The following is a 16,865-nucleotide window of genomic DNA, read 5'->3' as shown; positions in this document are numbered from 1 at the left end:
ACAGTACGCGGATGGATATCCGGAACAAGGTGGTGCTGGTGACGGGGGCGTCTTCGGGCATCGGGCGCGCGGTGGCCGAACTGTTCACGCAGCACGGCGCGAAAGTGGCGCTCGCGGCGCGCTCCAGGGACCGGCTGGCCGAGCTGGAGGCACGTCTGCCCGGCTCGCTGGCCGTGCCCACCGACATGCTCGACGAGACGGCGGTCGCCCGGATGGTCCGGACCACCCAGGACCACTATGGCCGGATAGACGTTCTTGTGAACAACGCGGGGCGGGGGAATGCACCTGCCGGTGCTGGAGGCGGGCCTGGACGACTACCGGCAACTGCTGGAACTGAACGTGGTCAGCGTGCTCGGGGCCATGCAGCAGGCCGTGCCGGTGATGCAGGCCGGAGGCGGCGGGAGCATCGTGAACATCAGCTCGGGGACGACACTGCGACTATTTCCGGGACTGGCTCCCTACTCCTCCACGAAACACGCGCCAACTCAACAACCCCTCAGAGTGGGGCGTAATGCAGCAATGCCAGCGCCCCATCTCTGACCACGAACTCTACTTGTAGGTCATCCAGCACAGCGGCCAGCTCCTCATTCGGGCAAGCCAGCACGAGCGCAGCCAGGTCCTCACGGGCCGGCTGCGCCGTCAAATTTTGACGGGCGGGCGGGCGTAGACCCTGGAGTAACCCAGACAATGACCGCTGTCGCTGCTCATAGGTGGGTTTCTCGATTAGGCCGGACAGGTACGCATCGAGAAGTCGGTCCAGCTTGACCTGAATCTCTGCCCTCTCAGCCGTGTGGGGGTCGGTAATAGGCACTGACCCATAGGCAATGGCAGTGTGGGCCGGGTCATTGGGATGACGTAGTAGGTGGGCCAGCAGGTCGCGCGCCTGCTGATGCAGGGGTCGGGCGGGATAAAGCCTCGTGTTCCGTCCATTCGTGGGGCAGGCAGGCGTGCGACGGGCCGCCTCATAACAGACGTACCAGATGGCCGATTCGCCGGACGGGCGCTCCTTGATCTTGCCGAACAATCGCGCCCCGCAGGAACAGCGGACATGTCCAGTCAGGGGATAGAGGCCGGGCTGACTGTGGGGATGGTTGACGGTCCTGTCGCGTTGCGCCGCCGCCCAGACATCGGGGGTCACGAGGGCCGGGGCTGGGATGGACAGGTGATCTTCGGGCGAGTCAGGCCGGGCGTCCTGCCGATACCGCACCTCCCCTGTCGCGTAGCCCTGGTACAGCACCACGTCCCGGACCTGTGTTGCCTTCCACGTCAGCTTTCCCCGCCGGCCCGATAAGCCCAGGCTGTTCAGGAGGGCGGCAGTCTGGTTATAGGGGGCGCTGCCCTGCGCGAAGATGAGGCGGACAGTCTCCGCCCCCGCCGGGTTCTCAATGATTCGCCCGTCCTCGCCCCGCATCCACCCGAATGGGAGGGACTGATCGGAGTGTGGCCAGATGCCCTCTCTGGCGGCTTGCGTGCGCCCCATCTCGGTACGTTCCCGGGTCTGCTCGACTTCCAGTTCCGCGAGCGCCGCCAGGATGGTTAGCATGAGGCGACCGGTCGAGGTGTCGGTGTCTAGATTCTCTTGCAGGAACACCACCCGCGCGCCGCGTTCCCGGATGTCATTGACAATCCCGAGGAGTTGCACCGCGCCCCCGCGTGCGAGGCGGGAGAGGGCGTAGGACACCACGATGTCGCCGGGCCGCAGGTCGGCCAGGAGGGCGGTTAGGGAGGGCCGGTCATCGCGCTTGCCGCTGATCCCGGCGTCGGTGTAGACCTCAACGTCGGTGTGGCCTTGGTAGGCGGCCCAGGCTTCCCCTTTGGAGCGTTGCGCGGCGATGGAGAAGCCGTCTGTGGCTTGCTGTTGTGTACTGACCCGGACGTAAAGCCGAACGGTCATGGGTTGGCGAGGGCGTAGTCCGCCGCCAGTCGGTCAAGTTGATCCCCAACGGCCTGCTGAATCCGGCCCGCCAAGTCAAGAGCGGATTCATTGGATACGCCGGCACTGACGCTAGACCAGAGATCTATCGCGCCGCCTCTCTCAAATCGCCAGATCTTGGTCACGATGGCGTACCCACGCGCACCACTGGGCAGGGCATCAGTCAGGATGACGTCCACCTCTGGGAAAGCAAGGGGCGAGGCCCCACACTGCCCGTTCTTTGTGATCCGATAGGCGTTCAACTTGGTTGTTCCCAAAGTCGCAAGGTCAAGTTTGAACGTGGCCGGTAGGTAGGTGGGGGTGCTGGAAACCGCAATGCTCCCGGAGGTCAACGCGCAGAGCCCAATTCCCTTCAATGGGCCAGCGGTAAACTCGTCGGCTTGCGCAACTCCCGAGAGCAGCAGGGCAAGGGCCAGAAGGTTCTTCATTCCCCAACACTAACGGGTTAGCAGGAGCGGGGCAGAAGAAACCCGGCATTACGCCGGGTGTGGGTCAGTGCTTGCGTCGAGGAAGCTCGAAGAGCCTTACTTCCTCAACCCGGCCGACGATGCGATCTGGTTTGAAGCGCAGCGGGACAGCGGGAGAGATAGGGGAATCCGTTTCGCACATGCCCTGGTCGAGTAGGAATGCCGGGTACTGTGCCCCGTCCTTCATGACGACGATCAGGTCACCAACCGAGGTTGGCGAGTCGCTCCACAGCAGCCAATGGCCTTCGGGGATATCCGAGACATAGGCCCTATCCATCAACAGCCCACCCAGCTCCCGTCCCAGCAAGTCCGCTGGAACAAAGGTGGTCTTCATTGTGGGGTTTGTCACCTCCCCAGTTCTACCAGAAATCACAACCGGAATTTGCATCTGAACGTAAGCACCCTGGCTCATGTGGCCCACCTCCGGGACATCTTTCTCCAGAAGGGGGACGCGAGCAATGGGAATACCTATGCGTTCTGCAAATCCTTGGCTGTCGAGGCGTAGCAAGTACGCGAGAGCGGCCAGTCTGAGGGGTTGGGCCTTGCGGATTAGTTCGCCGGTCTTGTCTGCTTCAAGGCGGCTGACCCACTGTTGACTGAAAGGCTGGAAGAACTTGGGGAACTCGGTGGCAAGTTTTGTGCTGGCGACGGCAATATCCCCTTGCTTGGGATACCCGCGCATTTCGCGGCACTCCAGCAGGGCATCACCGAACTTGGACATATAAACCAGTGGGGTTACGAACTTGACGGGATATTGCAGCATCTCTGATCACCTCCTGATCGTACTAACGGGTTAGCTCTGGGGCGTACTATACTAACCCGTTGGTGTTGACGCAAGCCCCTATCTGTACTATCCTGTTGGTATGGTTACGGATGAGATAAAGCGCGTGCTCAACGAGCATGTCAATAAACCGGGCCAGGGCGTGCCCAAGCTGGCGCGCGAAGCAGGGGTCGTCTACGAAACGGCCCGTCGCGCCATTCACGGAATCGGGGACGCTTCGCTCGTAACTACCAACGCGTTGTTAGTGGCGGCGGGTCACGAACTCCAGGTCATCAAGAAGGAGACCCAATGAATCCCCCCGCCCCCATCCCACCTACCCCGGAACAGCTCGTGCGTCGCGCTCGCTTCCGGGCTTGGGTGGAGCGGAACTGGCACCTGCTGGGTAAGCCCTGGCCGGGAACGGAAACCATGCCCGCAACGCTGCCCCAGGCAGCGGACTAAAGGGAAACCCCGCTCAGAGCCGGTGCAACGGCGAGCGGGGAAAAGGAGTCAGATTATGACGATTCAGGATAGCACCCCCATCGAGCAGCTCGCCAACTTCGACTGGCAGAAATTCCACGACGATCTCACCGCCGCCATCGAAGACATGAGCCGACTCAAGAATCTCGCTGAAATGCAGCTTGGCGGCCAGCCCCTGCTCATCAGCCCACCGACTCCCACGGTGGACGAAGAGATGATCCGGCTGGCAGCGGATGTGGGGGAAAGACTCGCCAACCTGAACGACCGAGGGTGGACCCACGCCAACATCGCGGCGTTTGTCAACCAGCACCGGGACTGGACTTGGGCCCCCATTGCTGAGGGCACTTGCAATGTCATGGCGAACGACTTCCGCCGGGGTCATCCCGAGAAGCGGAGCGGGTTGCGGCATCCCAAAAAGCTGGCCTTGCTGCTGGAAATCCTGACGCCCCTCACCAGCAAGGTAGCCCGCAAATGACCACCCTCAGCGACGGCACGTACACCTGGGACTTCCCCACCGGCGGCACCCTCGGCCCCGCCACCTACACCGCCATCATCACCGGCGGCCGCGTCACCACCTGGCGCAGCACCAGCGCAGACGGCCAGCACGTCATGGACACCCGCGCGGATGACCTCGCCCAGTGGGGTGACAACTACGCCCACGCTCTGCGCGCTGAGATCGACTTGCGGGAGCGGGTGGGTTACGTCATCGGGCAGGACCGCGTGCAGTTCGTGGCCGCCCGCCGGGCAGGTGCGGCATGAACACAGCAGAACCCACCCACATGCTGCTTGGAGTCACCCGCTGCGGCTGCACTGCTGAATGGCACATCGAACAACTGGACCCGATCAGCAAGAAGCCGGGCCAAGAGGCGAAGGCCCTGCGCGCCCAGATGAAAGCGCGCGGCCTGAAGGTCAAGCGTCAGACCATGAACGCGTTCGACAAGGCTACGCGCGGCTGCAAGCTGTGCCTCCTTGTCAACCAGTGCAGCCAGCACCGCGCCCCCCTGTTCGCTGGGTTGCCCGAGGTGACGGCATGAACCCCGAGGCTCTGATCGTGGGCGGCATGGCCGTCGCCAGCGTCCTCTGCTTCCTCGGCCTGTGGGCCTGCCTCGTGGTCGGCGCGAACAAGGCGGAAGACGAATGAAACAGCGTCTCCCCTACCTGCTCCTTGGCCTCTTGGTGGCCTGCTACCTCGGCGCTATCGCCCTGTTCGCACTCTTTGACCCGACACCCGCCCGGCAGGTGGCCTTGGTGGTCCTGTGCGGCGTGGCGTTCGTTTCGTTCGGTGCCCTTGGGGCGCTCATGGAGGACCCCAAATGACCATCGTGCACCGTGAAAGCAACACCCTGGCCCTCGCCGCCCAGGCCATGCAACTCCTCGACTTCGGAGGAATGCTCATCAAGAGCGGGATGCTCCCCAGCAGCGTCAGGACGCCCGAGAGCGCCGTCGCCATCATGGTCAAGGGTATTGAGCTGGGCTTGCCCGCGATGGCCGCCCTGAACGGCATCACGGTCATCCAGGGCAAACCCACCGTATCCCCCCAGCTCATGCTCTCGCTCATCAACCGGAGCGGGCAGCTCGACAACATCGAGATCGACACCGGGGTGCAGGGCGCGACCGTGACCATGAAGCGCCGGGGCCGGACGCCCTTCACCGCGAAGTTCGGGCCGGTCGAGGCCAAGGCGATGGGGCTGGACAGCAAGGACAACTACCGGAAGCAGGCCCCGGTGATGTACCAGTGGCGCGCGGTGGCCGCCTGTGCCCGCGTGGTGTTCCCGGACGTGATTGACGGCCTCTATACCCCGGAGGAGTTGGGGGCGGACGTGCAGGTGGACGTGCAGGTGGACGAGGACGGGGCCATGACGGTAGCCGTACAGGAGACGAAGGCGACCCCGCAACCGGCGGCCCCTGAGCGCACCTTGCCCGACCCGCAGGTGGAAGCGTGGGCCAACAAGGTTCGGGACATGAGCACCCGCGTCCGGAAGGTGGCCCCCGAGGATGAGGTCAACAAGACCGTTGACTTCTACGACTGGCAGAGGGACGCACAGGAAGCGCAGAAGTGCCATGCGGAGCTCAAGGAGCTCGGGCTTCACTACGCCCCTGCGAAGCCAAGTGAGCTCGTCCCCGCGTCAAATTCTGACGCCGAGGCCATGGTCAGCGCCGAGCAGATCAGCCAACTCCAGGCCATCGCCCGGTCCTGCGGGGCCACCGTCAGCGACGACCGCGCCCAGCTCTGGGGCTACAGCCTCAACGCCGCCGGGCCGATCCGCACGAAGGAACTCACCGAGTCTCAGGCCGTGGTCCTGCTGGGCATGTTCGGGGACAAGGACGCGGACGAGCGCAAGGCGATCATGCAGGAAGCCAAGCGCGCGGCGAAGGGCGTGTTGTTGTGAAGCGGGGTGTCAACGAGTACCGCGTGGTCGGGGAGGTGGCGTACCTCGCCCTGACCAACCGCGCGGGCGAGACGGTCGCAGAAACCATGATCGACGTGGCCGACCTGCCCCTGGTCTTGGCCGACCCGAGAAGATGGTCCCGCCTCCAGCAGTCCCACACCTGCTACGTCCACCGGACTATCTCGGAAAAGAGCAAGACCGAGTACCTGCACCGGGTACTTTTCCCTGACGCGGAGAACGTGGACCACATCAACGGGGACGGGCTGGACAACCGCCGGAGCAACCTCCGACCCTGCACCTTCGCGGAGAACCAGCGGAACTGCAAGCGGTACCGCAACAACCAGAGCGGCTACAAGGGTGTTCGTCTGGTGCGCCAGCAGAACAAGTGGGAAGCCCGCATCTGCAAGGACAAGAAGCTCCGCAGTCTCGGCCTGTTCCCAACTGTGGAGGATGCTGCCCACGCCTATGACCGGGCCGCCCGTGTCCTTCATGGCGAGTTTGCCCGCCTGAACTTCCCCGACGACGCGCAGCCCGCCCTGCTGAGGCGGCCCGCATGAGCGGCGGGGAGTTCGTCAACGCCCGCCGGGTCAACTTCACCATGCTCCAAAACAGCATGTTGCGGAACCCCAAGCTCAGCCTCAAGGCCAAGGGCCTGCTGGGTCTCATGCTCAGCTTCCCCGACGACTGGGTGTACCACATGGAGCACATTGAGACCCTCAGCGATGACGGCCGCGATGCGCACCGGAGCGCCCTGAAAGAGTTGCTGGACTTTGGCTACGTGGTCCGGCAGCAGACCCGGAACGAGAAGGGCCACCTGAGCCACACGAAGTACGAGGTCAGCGATACCGGCTGGGAAAACCACGACCCAGCGCGCGGCGAAACCGTCGCCGGAAAATCCGTCAACGGGAAAGCCGTCGCCGGAAAATCGCCTACTACAAATACTGATTCCACGAAGACTGAAAGAACGAAGACTGAAAACCCCCCTACCCCCCAGGGGAAACAGGGGGTGGAACTCCCCACCTGGCTTTCCGAAGAAGCATGGGGCGACTTCCTGACCTACCGCAAAGAGCTGAAGGCCCCAGTCACACCCCTCATGGCAAAGCGACTGCTGGCAAAGCTCGAAACCCTGCGCGCTGAAGGGCACGACCCTGTTCAGGTCATAGACCAGACCATCAGCACTGGGAAGTGGACAGGTCTATTCCCTGTCAAAAATTCCGGCGGCGCGGCGGCCCGGCGGCCGACCAGCAACACCGAAGCCAACCAGCAGTTCATGGAAAAGATGGCCCGGCGCAGCTCGGCCTTCCAGGGGGTGTTCGACGAATGAAAGAGATGGAGTTCAAGCCCTGGTGGGAACTACTGCTCGAGCGCTTCCGGCAAGAACCCACCGACTTCCTCAGCCGCTTCTACGCCCAGTCCATGAAAGCCCAGAACGTCACCGCCGCCGAGTGGGCCAAAGGCGTGCAGGCCAGCATGTATCTCGACACCTTCATGCCCTCCCCTGCCCGTCTCGTCGAACTGGGGCGCGATGTGGGCGGATTCGAGAGCCAGGCCCGCGAGGCGTGGGAACTGGCAATGGACCGCTCACAGGGCCGCAGTGAAGAACCCCTGCCCCAGCTCGCCCGCAAGGTGCTGAACCGGGCGACGAACGGGCAGAACGTGAGTCACATCGACTTCAAGCAGCTTCCGTTCGTTCGGAAGGAGTTCATGGCGGCCTATGCCGATGAACTGCAGCGGGAGGCGGTGGGCCGGAACGCGAACGCTCTGCCCAGCGGTGCCCGGCGGGAGTTGACCAATGCAACCTAAGCGCCTGAACCGCCCGGTGATGATGGCCGATCTGCTGAAAGACGGCGGGGCAGTCATCGGGAAGCCGGAAGCGATGGTGTGCGCCGGCTGTGGGGCTGAGCCCCGGTTGTACGAGGTCGTGACGCCCAAGAAGGGATGGGTGCTGCAGTTCTGGATTCCTCCGTTCGGATGCTGCAAGTTGAACCGGCGGGGCGCGGTGTGACCCAGGCCATGTACGCGGCCCCCTTCCTGAGCTTGGAAGACCGCCGCGAGCTGATCCACCAGCAGGTTGCCACCCTGCGCCGGGACCGCGTGGCCCTGGCCGACGAGGTGGCCCGCCTGTACGCCGACTGGAGCAAGCTCTACCCCGGCAGCAGCACGGCCGACTTCATCCGCTGGCATGAGTACGGCGCGGCCACCGTGGACCGGTCCTGGTACACGTACCTGCAAGCCGGACAGGCCCGCCAGCACGTCCGCCTGCCCGATACCCGCATGGGCTTTTGGACGGACGTTCACAAGGCTCTGGGGGGCGGCGTGACCCCTGCTGAGGTCCAGTTGGCCTATCAGTTGGGTGGGGTCGAGGCGGTGCGGGCCCTCAAGCCGAAGCGCGAGACGACCACCCTCAGCATCCCCTCTGCCCTGGCCCCTGAGATTCGGGAGGGCATCCGGGCCGCGTCAAATTCTGACGGACCGAGCGCCGAGGACAACGCGGCGGTGCTTCAGGCCCATTTCAGCCTGCCCGCCAGCGTCCAGCGTGCCGGGATGGCCCAGCAGGCGACCGGACAGGACTTCACCAGTGCACTTGCAGAGGCCGCAGAGACCCGCCGGGACGTGCGCGCATGGCTGGCCGAACAGGGTTGCATCGTCCCCGGTTGCGGGGTCAAGCCGGTGCAACTCCACCACCTCCGGGTGTTCCCCGATGTTCGTTTCCGCACCTACGAACTCGTCATTCCCTGCTGTCAGCGTCACCACATCGCGCGGCCTGGGGACACGACCGACGCCGCGCACGGGGCGACCCAAGAGGCTTGGGCTCTCCAGTGGTTCGGCGGGCTGGCCCAACTTTTCGCCATTGTCGCACTGCTCTACGCCACCTGGGCAGAAGCCCAGAGGGGGAACCAACCATGACGATCTCTGCTGAACTCGAAACCCTGATCCGAGGCCGGAAAGCACGCGGAGCCAGCAAGCAGGAACTCAGTACGCTCGAAGCCGCCCTAGAACTCGTCAAGAAGGCAGAGACGCCCAGCTTCCGGAAGCGGGCACTCGGCGTCCTCAGTGGGGAGCCCGCCCTGGTCGGGGATATCGCGCAGCGTCTCGCCAAGCGGAAGATCGAGATTCCCCGAAAGGGCCTGAGCGCAGTCCTGATTGACCTCATAGAGGCCGGGTACGCCCGCCGGGAGATGGTCACGGTGAGAGAGGGCATGTTGCCCCGGTGGGCCTATGCGAGCACGCCCGCCGGTGAGGATTTCCTGGGGGACGGGGAATGATTCCTGTCGTCACAGAAGCCGAAGTGGCCCAGGTGCGCCGGTTGGTCGGTCGGGGCCACACGACGCCCAGCGCGGCGCGGAAGTTGGGTGTCGGCGTGAACCGGGTCGAGCGGATACGGACCCTGCACATCACCCTGCCCACAGACCTCTACCTGCTGACTGACCTCGCGCACGAGCTGGGTATTTCTGACACGGTGTTGCGCCGGCACGCTGAGAGCGGCACGCTGCCCGCCCGCCGGTGGGGGAAACGAATGGTCTACAACCGGCAGCAGGCCGCAGCCGTGCGGGCGTACTACGCCGGGCACGCCCCCTCCGGCAGTGGGTGGTTGGTGCTCGAGCAGGCCGCACGCGAACTGAACTGCACCCCGAAGTTCCTGCACCGCGTCCTGAAGCGGGTCGAACGGGATTACGACATCACCGTCCGAATGCGGCGTGCCCGTGACCGGCCGGGCCGGGCGTGGTTGTACAACCCGGACGACATCCGCCGGGCGGCGGCGGCCCTTCCCCGCCAGTTCAGGGCGCACCCGAGGGGATACGTGGGGTCCAAGCAGTTGGCGGACATGGTGGGGCGGCCGAGTACGACGGGTCCGGTGATGTGGATCAAGAAGGGTTGCCCGCATCTCCGGGGGAAGCATGACGTGCTGTGGTTCCGCCCGGCGGACGTGTTGACGTGGTTGGAGGGTCAGCCGCAGCACTGGCAGAACACGCAGAGCATGAACGCGCTCCGGGCAACGCTGGGCATGGATTGTGAAGCACAGGCGGCCGACTGATGAGCGAGCACCAGCACCCCGACCACTACGCCGGGACCATCCCAGCCATTGACGCCATCCGCGCCGCCCTCACCCCCGAGGAGTTCCGGGGGTTCTTGAAGGGCAACGTCCTCAAGTACATGTGGCGCGCCGGCAAGAAAGGTCCGCCTCTGGGTGATGCGCTGAAGGCCAGCGACTACCAGGCGTGGTGGGTCGAAGAACTCAAGAAGGAGGCGGGCCAGTGAAAACGAAGCACGGCATGAAGTGGGGCCCCACCGATACCAGCCGCCCGCGTGGCCTCGGCGCCTTCACCATCCGCGCCCTGCCCTGCCCGGCCTACACCGGCAAGGGCAAGACCCGGCAGGTAGACCCGACCAAGCCCCCCGTCCTGAAGCTCGTGGGCTACTACACGACCGGCAAGACGCCCAACTGGTCCCGCCTGAAGGAATATCAGGGCTGGAAGGACCATGTGAGGGCCGCCGCCCCCCCTGTCCCCCAAGCGACGGACGCTGCGCCCGTCCGGGTGGACGTGTGGTGCTACTTCGCCAGTGGGACGCACGCCGACCCCGAGAATGTCCGGAAGGGCATCGTGGACGCCCTGTTCCCTGGCGGGGACAAGTACGTGTACGGCTACCATCACCACCCGCTGTACTCGGATGCGCCCCATGTTCTCGTCGAGGTGTCCGGGGGGGTGTTCTGATGCCTGCCCAGCGGGTCCCCTTCTACGAACTGGAGGCGGCCGGTATCGCCGGCCCGTACATCCACGCCACCGGTCAGTTGCGCGACCGCTACCACATCAACATCGGCCCCCGAGCGTACCTGCAGCTCTGCCAGGAGATCAGCCACGCCCTGCCCGACCTGGAGGTCACGCCGTGCCGCTGCCCTGGCCGGGTGGCCCTGTGGTGGCGTCTCTTGGGCCGCCGGGTGCGGTTCGTGTTCGACACGCGGGCGGGCCTGATTATCACGGCTCTGCCGATCTGGGATAAGCCCCGCCGGTCGGGGAACCTGAAGACCGAGAACGGCCACGTCCGGAAGGCTCCGGAGTTGCGTCGTCACCGGGATAACCGTCGCAAGTACCCGCAGCAGTGGGAGGAAGAATGACCCCAAGAAACCGTGAGGAGCTCGCCGCCCAGATTTACGTCGAGACGATCGTTCGGCAGGAGTCCCACCCGCTAGAGGGCCGAGAGGAGATGCTGGAAAAGGCCCGTAAAACGGCACGTGGCTCCCTCCTCTTGGCGGGCATCTTCTGGGAAGAGGTCGAGAAGAGTCGAGAGGAGCAGGTCTGACCATGCGGGAGACGCACGAATGGACCGACGCTGAGCTGGCAACCCTCGAGGCCCACTACTGCCTGCGCGGCGGCGCGTTCGTTCGTGCCCGGCACCCCAACCTGACCCCTAACGCCATCCGCCAGATGGCAACCCGGCTTAACCTGGCCGACGACCTCCGCGAGTACACGCCCGCCCGCCAGCTTGCTCAGGAGGCCGGCACCACCCGCACAGCCCTCTGGCAATGGCTGGCCCGCCGACCCTGGGCACGGCGTCACTGCCGCATGTGGGGTCATGAGTTGCTGCTCCCCGCGCCGGTCGTGGCCCTGTGGCTGCCCTCACGCCGCCGTGCGCACCGTCCGAGGGGTTGGGTCGGGGTGAAGCAGGCGGCGTCTCTGCTGGGTGTTGGGTTGGTTGGGATTGTGCACCGGCAATGCGCGGCGGGTGAGTTGGATGCTGTGAAGGTTCGGGGGGAGTGGTTCGTGGACCCCGCCTGCCTGCCTGCTCGCCTGCCGACCGCGCCGCCGCCGAATCACATCAGCGTGCAGGCGCTAGCAGCTGTGAGCGAGATCAGCCCGAAGGCGTGGCACGCGGGAGTGCCTGAGAAGGTGACGGTGAAGCGCTCGACTGGCCGTCCGGCGTGTTATGCGCATGAGCGGCAGGCGCGTCATTTTCTGACAGCACGCGGCCACCGTGCCGAGCAGGTGGAGACTCTGTTGCGGCGGGCGGTGGCCTTGGATGTCGCGCGCGTCAAAATCTGACGGCTATTTCATGGCTTCCATCTCGGCCAGCATTTCAACGACCCACCTGTCCCGGCGGGTGATGGGGGGAACCTCCTTGAGAACCTGGCCGGCAGCCTGACGACTCAGGGCTTCAACGTACATTTGGGCAAGTCTTCCGCTCATTGCCCGCTCCGCTTCTTGCCGCTGCTTTTCTTGCCGCTGCTTGATCCCGGCCCGCCACTCCTGCCGCATGATCTGGGCTGTTGAGTCCGGCAGGAAGGGAATGACCATCGCCCCGAACGCACAGAGGATCGGAATGATGATGAGCAGGGTGCCGCCGAGCAATTCCCAGCTTCCGACCGCGAAGCCCCAGGCCATGCCGGCGCGGGAGAGGTAGCGGATGAGGACGTATCTCTGCCCCTCAGTCATCCTCTCCCCTCTTGCTCCAGCGCCCGCAGCGCGTCCCGGCCAGCTTGGGTGAGGTCATGCCGGCCCACCGTGTTCTCAGCGTGCTCAATGAGCCCCTGAGTCACTAGGGGGAGCATGTGCTTGCGGTTGATTCGTCCGGGTCTGTTGGTCTGATACCACGTTCCGCTAGGGGTGCAGTAGAGCCCCCTGCCTTCTCCGAGTGCTTGCAGGACGGCCACTTGGCCCGCGCTGAGGCTCATGGCTGCTCCGGGGCGGGGAGCTTCAGGTTCGAGGACGTGGGCAGACCACGCTTCTGCGCTTCCCAGTAACGGGAGTTGGGCGGGTACTTTTCCAGAGGGTCGGGGGCTAGGGCACTGAGGCGGTAGGACACGACTGGAATCAGGCTGAAGTCAATCGGCTTGCCGCATCCGGGGCAGTCCTGACGCAGCTTCCACCGTTCCAGTTCACTTTGACGTTTGTCGGGCGTGTCCAAGCGGAAGAATCCCTGATTGACCATTGCCCACACGTCAGCCAACTGGAGTTCCATTTCAGCCGCGCAGTGAGGGCAGCATTCGGTCAGAGGGGCATGATTGACGATCTCGGGCGGCAGCATCTCCATAGCGGGCGTTCTCACTGCTGGTCCTCCTTGCGGATGCTGGCGCTGATGGCCGGCCACTCGGCGGGGTACAGGGCACGGGCGAGAGGGGAAAGGGGCATCAGGAAGACACCGGATCGGGCTGCCACTCAAGGATGTCGTGCAACTGAATATCCTGCCCGCTCTTGGCGCGTAGGGCGTTGACCACGCTGTTGAGGGTGTTGGTGTCGGGCCGTTCGGTTTCGCCCTTCCGCATCCCCTTGATGGTGTTGATTGCCACTCCTGACTCTTTTTGGAGGGCGTATTGGCTGATTCCCAGCCGTTGCATGGTTTCTTCCAGCTTCCAGACGATCACCCCCTGACTGTATCCGTTTATGTCCATATGCTGACACCATATCAGCTATTTGACACCCTGTCCACATGCTGATACCATATCAGTATATGGACACCCAAGACGAGATGCTGACGATTGCGTGCTGGAGCAACAACAACGCCAACATTCACAGCAAGCGGAAGGACGAGTTCCAGATTGAGCGTGAGGTGTGGGAGGCCATGTCTACCGAGGAGCGGGTGGAGGAGATTCGGGAGTACCTCGCGCAGAACGGGCACTTTGACTTTGATTTCACTGACCCCATCGAGAACGCATGACGGCCGGGGCAGGAGCGTCAGCATGAAGTACGACCTCACCCAGCCTTGCCCGGACTGCCCCTTCCGTACCGACTGCCGCGAAGGGTGGTTAGGAGGCGACCGGGCCGCCGAGATTGCCCAGGCCATCACGCAGCATCAGCAGACCTTTACCTGCCACAAGACGCTGCCCGAGAGCGCGAATAGCCAGCACTGCGCTGGGGCAATGATCCTGCTCGAAAGGTTGAATCGGCCGAATCAGATGATGCGGATTATGGAGCGCTTTGGGGGGTATGACCGCGCCCGGTTGCGGATGGATGCCCCGGTGTTTAAGAGCGTGGCGGCGTTTATCCGGCATCACAACTAGCCCCCCGCTTTTGGCCGTGCGTGAGCCCCCGCCCCGGCGCACGCACAAGCAACGGAAGGGGGGAGGGAGGAGACGAGAGATGACGAGATACTTCAAAATTCCAGCCGAACAGTCCGCTGCCATCGTGGCCGATGCCGAGACCGTCAGGGTTGCCAACTTCGCATTGTTCACACGTCTTGCCGGGGTGCCAATCAAGCAAATCACCCGTGTGGGAAACTTTGCCTTCGGCTTTGCCTACGTGAAGGCCATCGTCACAGAGGTGCCGCCTACAGAACCAGGCTGGCAAGCCCGGAAAGATGAACCCAATCATTACGTCCCCGCCAAGCGAAAGAAGGCAGGCCGGGCCTTAGCTGAACAGCTCAGAGGCCTTGACGTGTTGGGCATTTTCTCGGCGCTTGAGCGGGCAGGTGTTTCCCCGTTTTGGCACAATCCGAATCACGGGAAAGGTGGTCACGCTGGTGTCGATCCTACCGGCGATGAGATGTTGTTGACGTGGGATGGCAAGGCGCCTGCTCCGAGCTGGCCCGAGTGGGTGCAGGAGATCAAGGGCAGTGAGTATCACGCCATTCTCGAAGCGCGTGCTGCTCTGCCCACATCGGAGCCCCAGTGAGCGGGCTGGAGCAGGTGCGGGCGCTGCTGGAGGGGGCAACCCCTGGGACGTGGAAGCGCCTCGGGACCCCGACCATCTGGGCCGATCTTGACTCCGGGCGCCGGGTGGCTGTTGCGGAAAATCTCAGTACCAACCTAGCCACGGGTGATCTGCTCGCCCTTGCGCCTGACCTCGCCCGCCGTGTCATTGCCCTGTCTACTGAGAACGCCGCCCTCGCTTCCGAGAATGCCGTCCTGCGGGCTCAGGCACAGGCGGAGAGGCCGACACAAGCAGAGCTTGACGCGGTGCGCGGCTACCTGATTGACGTGCGGAGCGGCTCGCACACGATGGGCAACCTGCGGCACTTCGCCAACCGGCATGAGCACGGTGACCCGTCCGATATCCCGGAGTGCTGGGCGGGGACGCCGGATGACGCGCATGTCACGAAGGGGATGCACGCCCACGTCCTCTGGCGGGCTTTCCGGCGCGCTGCGCTTGCTCAGGCCAGCGCCGGGCAGGCAGGGGAAGGGGGGACGGGCGGATGAGCGACTTCAACACGTCCAAAGTTGTCAAGGCACGCCAGCCCCATAGCTGCGAGGAATGCGGGGTGGACATTCAGCCGGGCCAGACCTACCGCAAAGACTCCGGGCGATTCGACGGGTCCATGTGGAGCAGCAAATACTGCCTGTCCTGCGGCGCTCTCGTGGACTGGTGCTGGGCAAATGACGTGTTCGACCACAGCAGCGGTCATGTTCCTGGGGACATGCTGACCGAACTGGTCGAGGCGCAGATGGTGGAACTTGTCGAGGATGAGACAGAGGACCACGCGAATGTGCACCTGACGCCTCGGGGTGCCCAGTGGCTGAGCGTGGATGTGGGCCGCAATTATCCCTTTCTTCTTCCCGTCCCCGAGGCGCGGCCATGAGCCCGGAGCAGGGGCAGGGGCAGAGGGGCAAGAGGGTGAGCATGACAGACCGCGCCCGCGCTGCCCTACTCGCCAGCGCCCCCCTGAATCCGGGGGCAGAGTTCTCAACCGGAGGGCTCCGCTACATCATCTGCGACCACGAACGCCCGGATATCGACGCGCTCTTTCAGGCCGAGAAGGGGAAGCGCATCTACCCCTCGCCCTGGCTGGCTGCCTTCCGCGAGTGGGAGGCCGAGAACCCGGTCAGTGACGGCAACTTGCGCCGGGTCTGTGAGGCTCTGACGGCTGAGGGGTTCCTGACTCGCCGCATGAAGGTGCAGGGCATGTATTCGTGGGCTTTTTACCGTCTCGCCTCCGCTCCCGCCCAGGAGGGCACCCATGAGTGACATTGACCGCAGCAACTACCCCGTGAAGATCAGCCCTTTCGCCGGTAAACGCCGAGTTGAACACGGGTTCTCCTGCGGCGGGCAGATCGAGAGCGACACCCTCAAGCAGTATCACACCTGCCCTGCTTCCGGTCGGGCGCTCATCGCTCCTGGGCACGCCGCTACCCCTCCCGGCTGGCAGTTCTTCCCGGAGTATGGCTGGCTCTGCCCGAGTTGCTCGCAGAATCCCGGCGTACCGCGCAACCCGATGGGGAAGTACCACAAGGGCACCCATGAGTGACTGGCACGAGCTACAAAGCAAGCTGACCGAGAAGAACACCAAGATGGACGCCGCCCAGGTGGAACTCCTTGCCGCTGCCGTCCATGCCGATTGGGTGGAGGGGAAGCTCTCTCAGGGCGTCACGTCCCGTTGCGGGCCGGATGGGGAAGAGTACATGGTGCCCTATGCCCAGCTTTCCGAAGCGGGGAAGGAGTTGGATCGTGCGACTGTTCGTGCCGTCTTGAAGCATCTCCCCGCGTTGGCCCCTGCGCCAGCCAGCAGCAGCGGGGCGGAGGCGGGCGTGCCTACCGTGACCGATGCCCGCACATGGCGATGGGCCACCCTACGCCGTCAGGTTGACGCAGTGTTCGAACGTCTGGGTTGCCTGACCCCCGAGGGTGAATGGCTTGAGACCGACGAGGCCGATGAATGGCGGCCAAAAGCTCATGCGATCTATGCCGCTGCCGACAAGCTGGCCCGCCTGCCTCGCTCCCCTGCTCCGGCGTTGGCGGGTGCGGAGTGAGCGGCGCCCTTGCGCCTGCTGACGCCCAGGCCGCGTCCCCGGCCGGGAGGGCAGGATGAGCGCCGTCAGTGAACGAAGCAGTATCGGAGGCCCACTTGACCTCCGGTCCTATGAATGCGTCAAGTTCATGGGCGGCACCCGCTATTACTATGCCTTC

The 16,865-nt window shown here is 64.3% G+C and carries 32 protein-coding genes and 1 pseudogene; 27 read left to right on the top strand and 6 right to left on the bottom strand.

Annotated features, from left to right (window positions below; all coding sequences use genetic code 11):
• The first annotated feature begins 11 nt into the window (after nt 1-11).
• Nucleotides 12-540, top strand: a pseudogene (locus ASF71_RS25755) (SDR family oxidoreductase).
• Here ASF71_RS25755 and ASF71_RS11950 read toward each other — a convergent pair.
• From ASF71_RS11950 to ASF71_RS11940, 3 genes are all read right to left on the bottom strand, one after another.
• Nucleotides 497-1,894 carry a recombinase family protein gene (locus ASF71_RS11950; protein ID WP_056300111.1) on the bottom strand — a complete coding sequence of 466 codons (1,398 nt, stop codon included), beginning with the start codon at nt 1,892-1,894 and terminating at the stop codon, nt 497-499. The pseudogene ASF71_RS25755 and the gene ASF71_RS11950 overlap by 44 nt on opposite strands.
• A complete protein-coding gene (locus ASF71_RS11945) occupies nt 1,891-2,361 on the bottom strand; it encodes a hypothetical protein (protein ID WP_056300108.1) in 471 nt (156 codons plus the stop codon). Before ASF71_RS11945 ends, ASF71_RS11950 begins: the two co-directional genes overlap by 4 nt.
• Nucleotides 2,362-2,425: 64 nt before the next feature.
• The gene (locus ASF71_RS11940) at nt 2,426-3,163 is read right to left on the bottom strand and encodes a hypothetical protein (RefSeq protein WP_056300104.1); all 738 of its coding nucleotides are present in this window, start codon (nt 3,161-3,163) and stop codon (nt 2,426-2,428) included.
• A 100-nt stretch (nt 3,164-3,263) separates the two neighbouring features.
• Between ASF71_RS11940 and ASF71_RS11935 the strand changes: the two genes are divergently transcribed.
• The 18 genes from ASF71_RS11935 (at nt 3,264) to ASF71_RS11850 (ending at nt 12,071) form a co-directional block, all read left to right on the top strand.
• Nucleotides 3,264-3,473, top strand: coding sequence for a hypothetical protein (locus tag ASF71_RS11935; protein WP_056300101.1), 210 nt, complete (start codon nt 3,264-3,266; stop codon nt 3,471-3,473).
• 204 nt (nt 3,474-3,677) lie between these two features.
• Complete coding sequence (locus tag ASF71_RS11930; RefSeq protein WP_056300098.1) at nt 3,678-4,115, top strand: hypothetical protein; 438 nt, start codon at nt 3,678-3,680, stop codon at nt 4,113-4,115.
• Nucleotides 4,112-4,399, top strand: a complete 288-nt coding sequence (locus ASF71_RS11925; RefSeq protein ID WP_056300096.1) for a hypothetical protein — start codon at nt 4,112-4,114, stop codon at nt 4,397-4,399. The genes ASF71_RS11930 and ASF71_RS11925 overlap by 4 nt, the downstream gene beginning before the upstream one ends.
• Nucleotides 4,396-4,674 (top strand): hypothetical protein, encoded by a 279-nt coding sequence (locus ASF71_RS11920; RefSeq protein WP_156372757.1) that lies wholly within the window; start codon nt 4,396-4,398, stop codon nt 4,672-4,674. Before ASF71_RS11925 ends, ASF71_RS11920 begins: the two co-directional genes overlap by 4 nt.
• A gap of 103 nt (nt 4,675-4,777) precedes the next feature.
• Nucleotides 4,778-4,957 carry a hypothetical protein gene (locus ASF71_RS11915; RefSeq protein WP_056300090.1) on the top strand — a complete coding sequence of 60 codons (180 nt, stop codon included), beginning with the start codon at nt 4,778-4,780 and terminating at the stop codon, nt 4,955-4,957.
• The gene (locus ASF71_RS11910; protein ID WP_056300088.1) at nt 4,954-6,030 is read left to right on the top strand and encodes a hypothetical protein; all 1,077 of its coding nucleotides are present in this window, start codon (nt 4,954-4,956) and stop codon (nt 6,028-6,030) included. The genes ASF71_RS11915 and ASF71_RS11910 overlap by 4 nt, the downstream gene beginning before the upstream one ends.
• Nucleotides 6,027-6,587 (top strand): AP2 domain-containing protein, encoded by a 561-nt coding sequence (locus tag ASF71_RS11905; RefSeq protein WP_056300085.1) that lies wholly within the window; start codon nt 6,027-6,029, stop codon nt 6,585-6,587. The genes ASF71_RS11910 and ASF71_RS11905 overlap by 4 nt, the downstream gene beginning before the upstream one ends.
• Nucleotides 6,584-7,354 carry a hypothetical protein gene (locus ASF71_RS24740; RefSeq protein ID WP_200939696.1) on the top strand — a complete coding sequence of 257 codons (771 nt, stop codon included), beginning with the start codon at nt 6,584-6,586 and terminating at the stop codon, nt 7,352-7,354. Before ASF71_RS11905 ends, ASF71_RS24740 begins: the two co-directional genes overlap by 4 nt.
• Nucleotides 7,351-7,833: a hypothetical protein gene (locus tag ASF71_RS11895; protein WP_156372756.1), complete on the top strand. Its 483-nt coding sequence runs from the start codon at nt 7,351-7,353 to the stop codon at nt 7,831-7,833. Before ASF71_RS24740 ends, ASF71_RS11895 begins: the two co-directional genes overlap by 4 nt.
• Nucleotides 7,823-8,035 carry a hypothetical protein gene (locus ASF71_RS11890; RefSeq protein ID WP_156372755.1) on the top strand — a complete coding sequence of 71 codons (213 nt, stop codon included), beginning with the start codon at nt 7,823-7,825 and terminating at the stop codon, nt 8,033-8,035. The genes ASF71_RS11895 and ASF71_RS11890 overlap by 11 nt, the downstream gene beginning before the upstream one ends.
• Entirely contained in the window at nt 8,002-8,937 is a 936-nt protein-coding gene (locus ASF71_RS11885) for a hypothetical protein (protein ID WP_162243106.1), read from the top strand. Before ASF71_RS11890 ends, ASF71_RS11885 begins: the two co-directional genes overlap by 34 nt.
• Nucleotides 8,934-9,296: a hypothetical protein gene (locus ASF71_RS11880; RefSeq protein ID WP_056300073.1), complete on the top strand. Its 363-nt coding sequence runs from the start codon at nt 8,934-8,936 to the stop codon at nt 9,294-9,296. Before ASF71_RS11885 ends, ASF71_RS11880 begins: the two co-directional genes overlap by 4 nt.
• A complete protein-coding gene (locus ASF71_RS11875; protein WP_056300070.1) occupies nt 9,293-10,066 on the top strand; it encodes a hypothetical protein in 774 nt (257 codons plus the stop codon). The genes ASF71_RS11880 and ASF71_RS11875 overlap by 4 nt, the downstream gene beginning before the upstream one ends.
• Complete coding sequence (locus ASF71_RS11870) at nt 10,066-10,290, top strand: DUF3310 domain-containing protein (RefSeq protein ID WP_056300067.1); 225 nt, start codon at nt 10,066-10,068, stop codon at nt 10,288-10,290. The genes ASF71_RS11875 and ASF71_RS11870 overlap by 1 nt, the downstream gene beginning before the upstream one ends.
• Nucleotides 10,287-10,745, top strand: coding sequence for a hypothetical protein (locus tag ASF71_RS11865; protein ID WP_056300064.1), 459 nt, complete (start codon nt 10,287-10,289; stop codon nt 10,743-10,745). Before ASF71_RS11870 ends, ASF71_RS11865 begins: the two co-directional genes overlap by 4 nt.
• Nucleotides 10,745-11,146: a hypothetical protein gene (locus tag ASF71_RS11860; RefSeq protein ID WP_056300062.1), complete on the top strand. Its 402-nt coding sequence runs from the start codon at nt 10,745-10,747 to the stop codon at nt 11,144-11,146. Before ASF71_RS11865 ends, ASF71_RS11860 begins: the two co-directional genes overlap by 1 nt.
• Nucleotides 11,143-11,331 carry a hypothetical protein gene (locus ASF71_RS11855; RefSeq protein ID WP_056300059.1) on the top strand — a complete coding sequence of 63 codons (189 nt, stop codon included), beginning with the start codon at nt 11,143-11,145 and terminating at the stop codon, nt 11,329-11,331. The genes ASF71_RS11860 and ASF71_RS11855 overlap by 4 nt, the downstream gene beginning before the upstream one ends.
• A gap of 2 nt (nt 11,332-11,333) precedes the next feature.
• A complete protein-coding gene (locus ASF71_RS11850) occupies nt 11,334-12,071 on the top strand; it encodes a hypothetical protein (RefSeq protein WP_056300056.1) in 738 nt (245 codons plus the stop codon).
• Between the two features lie 3 nt (nt 12,072-12,074).
• On the opposite strand, the gene ASF71_RS11845 is transcribed toward ASF71_RS11850, so the two are convergent.
• From ASF71_RS11845 to ASF71_RS11830, 3 genes are all read right to left on the bottom strand, one after another.
• Nucleotides 12,075-12,461 (bottom strand): hypothetical protein, encoded by a 387-nt coding sequence (locus tag ASF71_RS11845; protein ID WP_056300053.1) that lies wholly within the window; start codon nt 12,459-12,461, stop codon nt 12,075-12,077.
• 235 nt (nt 12,462-12,696) lie between these two features.
• Nucleotides 12,697-13,074 carry a hypothetical protein gene (locus ASF71_RS11835; RefSeq protein WP_156372754.1) on the bottom strand — a complete coding sequence of 126 codons (378 nt, stop codon included), beginning with the start codon at nt 13,072-13,074 and terminating at the stop codon, nt 12,697-12,699.
• A gap of 82 nt (nt 13,075-13,156) precedes the next feature.
• On the bottom strand, nt 13,157-13,390 hold the full coding sequence (locus ASF71_RS11830) for a helix-turn-helix transcriptional regulator (RefSeq protein ID WP_162243105.1): 234 nt from the start codon (nt 13,388-13,390) through the stop codon (nt 13,157-13,159).
• Between the two features lie 86 nt (nt 13,391-13,476).
• On the opposite strand from ASF71_RS11830, the gene ASF71_RS11825 reads away from it, so the two are divergent.
• From ASF71_RS11825 to ASF71_RS11790, 8 genes are all read left to right on the top strand, one after another.
• Nucleotides 13,477-13,683 carry a hypothetical protein gene (locus tag ASF71_RS11825; RefSeq protein ID WP_156372753.1) on the top strand — a complete coding sequence of 69 codons (207 nt, stop codon included), beginning with the start codon at nt 13,477-13,479 and terminating at the stop codon, nt 13,681-13,683.
• Nucleotides 13,684-13,705: 22 nt separating this feature from the next.
• Entirely contained in the window at nt 13,706-14,026 is a 321-nt protein-coding gene (locus ASF71_RS11820; RefSeq protein WP_056300036.1) for a DUF6283 family protein, read from the top strand.
• 79 nt (nt 14,027-14,105) lie between these two features.
• Entirely contained in the window at nt 14,106-14,636 is a 531-nt protein-coding gene (locus tag ASF71_RS11815; protein WP_056300032.1) for a hypothetical protein, read from the top strand.
• Complete coding sequence (locus tag ASF71_RS11810; protein WP_056300028.1) at nt 14,633-15,160, top strand: hypothetical protein; 528 nt, start codon at nt 14,633-14,635, stop codon at nt 15,158-15,160. Before ASF71_RS11815 ends, ASF71_RS11810 begins: the two co-directional genes overlap by 4 nt.
• Nucleotides 15,157-15,540, top strand: coding sequence for a hypothetical protein (locus ASF71_RS11805; RefSeq protein WP_056300023.1), 384 nt, complete (start codon nt 15,157-15,159; stop codon nt 15,538-15,540). The genes ASF71_RS11810 and ASF71_RS11805 overlap by 4 nt, the downstream gene beginning before the upstream one ends.
• 41 nt (nt 15,541-15,581) lie before the next feature.
• Nucleotides 15,582-15,926, top strand: coding sequence for a hypothetical protein (locus ASF71_RS11800; protein ID WP_056300020.1), 345 nt, complete (start codon nt 15,582-15,584; stop codon nt 15,924-15,926).
• Nucleotides 15,919-16,206, top strand: coding sequence for a hypothetical protein (locus ASF71_RS11795; RefSeq protein ID WP_056300017.1), 288 nt, complete (start codon nt 15,919-15,921; stop codon nt 16,204-16,206). The genes ASF71_RS11800 and ASF71_RS11795 overlap by 8 nt, the downstream gene beginning before the upstream one ends.
• Nucleotides 16,199-16,708, top strand: a complete 510-nt coding sequence (locus ASF71_RS11790) for a RyR domain-containing protein (RefSeq protein WP_056300014.1) — start codon at nt 16,199-16,201, stop codon at nt 16,706-16,708. The genes ASF71_RS11795 and ASF71_RS11790 overlap by 8 nt, the downstream gene beginning before the upstream one ends.
• Nucleotides 16,709-16,865: the final 157 nt, after the last annotated feature.

The sequence above is a fragment of the Deinococcus sp. Leaf326 genome (assembly GCF_001424185.1).
GTDB lineage: Bacteria > Deinococcota > Deinococci > Deinococcales > Deinococcaceae > Deinococcus.
This window is presented reverse-complemented; position numbering and strand designations above follow the sequence as displayed.